General features: G+C 64.3%; 2 protein-coding genes and 1 pseudogene. 1 reads left to right on the top strand and 2 read right to left on the bottom strand.

Annotated features, from left to right (window positions below):
* A partial coding sequence (yaaA, locus tag AHiyo1_RS26165) for a peroxide stress protein YaaA (protein ID WP_253257144.1) occupies positions 1–330 on the top strand: 330 nt, incomplete at its 5' end.
* Between the two features lie 71 nt (positions 331–401).
* On the opposite strand, the pseudogene AHiyo1_RS04545 reads toward yaaA, so the two are convergent.
* Positions 402–1,138: pseudogene (locus AHiyo1_RS04545) on the bottom strand (zinc ribbon domain-containing protein).
* Between the two features lie 110 nt (positions 1,139–1,248).
* On the bottom strand, positions 1,249–1,483 hold a 235-nt coding region (locus AHiyo1_RS04540; RefSeq protein WP_172465490.1), incomplete at its 5' end, for a Nif3-like dinuclear metal center hexameric protein.

The raw sequence follows: 1,483 nt of genomic DNA, 5'->3' as shown, positions 1-1,483 counted from the left end.
CCGCAGCTCACGCAGGCCCTCGCCTCGCGGGTGCAGGGCGAACTGCTGGTGGATTGCCGCTCCAGCACCTACGCCGCGGCTTGGGCTCCGCCGGCGGCGCAAACTGTCTCCGTCAACGTCTTTTCCGAGTCCAATGGCAAACGCACCGTCGTCAGCCACTTCGCCAAGCACACGCGCGGCGAATTGGCGCGTCACTTGCTGAGCCGCCGAGGAAAGGCGCCGGGGACGCCCGAACAACTCCTCAAGGCAGCCTCGGAAATCTGGACGGCGGAGTTGACGGAAGGCACCGCCCGCAAGCCGCACACCCTCAGCATCATCCTCCCCAACTGACTAGCACTAGATGTCGTTTTGACGCCTCATAACGGCACTAACTGCGAGCTAGTTGGGTGGGGAACAGGCGGTTAGTTCCACTCGGCGGAGCGCACCAGGATGCAGCCGGAGTCAGGGCAGAACACGATCTCGTCCTCGGCCGCGGCCTTGACCTCGGCGAGGTCGCCGGGGCTGAGCGTCATTCCCGAGCCTTCGGACTTGCCGTGGAAAAGCCGGGCGGCCCCCACACCGCGCTTGGCAAGGGTCTTTTCGTAGATGGCCAGCATCCCGGCGTCGAGCCCTTCGGCGAAGCCGGTCCTCTGGGCGCGTACATCCGTCTCTTCGGAAACAATCTCGGCGATCGCGGCGTCCAGCTCGGCACGGATCCCGGAGAAGGACCCCTGGATATCATCGACGATCTGCTGTTGCGCCGCTTGGCGCTCCCTGAGTCCGTCCAGGCGTTCGAGGATTTCCAGCTCGACATCCTCAAGGTCCGAACGGCGCTTGTTCAGTGATGCGATGTCGCTTTGCAGCGCGACGAGGTCCTTGGAAAGTCCGGTGCCGCTGTTCAACCTGGCTTCATCCCGTGCAATGCGGCTCGCCACTTGCTCGACGTCGGCCTCAGACCTGCGCAGCTCTGTTTCGGCGTCGTGGACGGCAAGTTTCGCGGTTCCGAGCGCACCGTTGGCCACACTGAGCGCGTCCTGAAGATCAGTGATGCGGGGGTCTGTCTCCAACGTGCGACGCGGTTCGCCAAGGATTTGAGCTTCGCATCCAACCCCTGCAGTTCGAGCAATTTCAACTGTTCCGCCGGTGCTGCCTTGGCCACGCTTACCTCCGCTTGATCGTGCCAGGGTTGGTATTCAGCCCCAGCCAGGCCTTGGGCCTGTTTGTCTCGACTCTATCGCCTAGGGCGCTCCCCTGCCTCGCCCGCCAGGCCTAGCCGGGAGTCAGAATGAAGTCCCACGGATCGCTGTTGGTGGTTGCCACACGGATCTCGACGTCGTGGCCCTGGTCCGCGAGCACGTTGCCGAGCGCTTCGGCCGCGGCGGGCAACCAGAGCCACTCGCTCGCGAAATGCGATACGTCAACAAGGTACGGCCTCCCGTCAACGGCAGCTTCGCGCGCCTCGGACGCCGGGTGGTGCCGCATATCCGCGGTGACGTAGATGTCC

Origin of the sequence: Arthrobacter sp. Hiyo1 (genome assembly GCF_001263615.2) — a bacterium.
In the GTDB taxonomy this organism is placed as follows: domain Bacteria; phylum Actinomycetota; class Actinomycetes; order Actinomycetales; family Micrococcaceae; genus Arthrobacter.
This window is presented reverse-complemented; position numbering and strand designations above follow the sequence as displayed.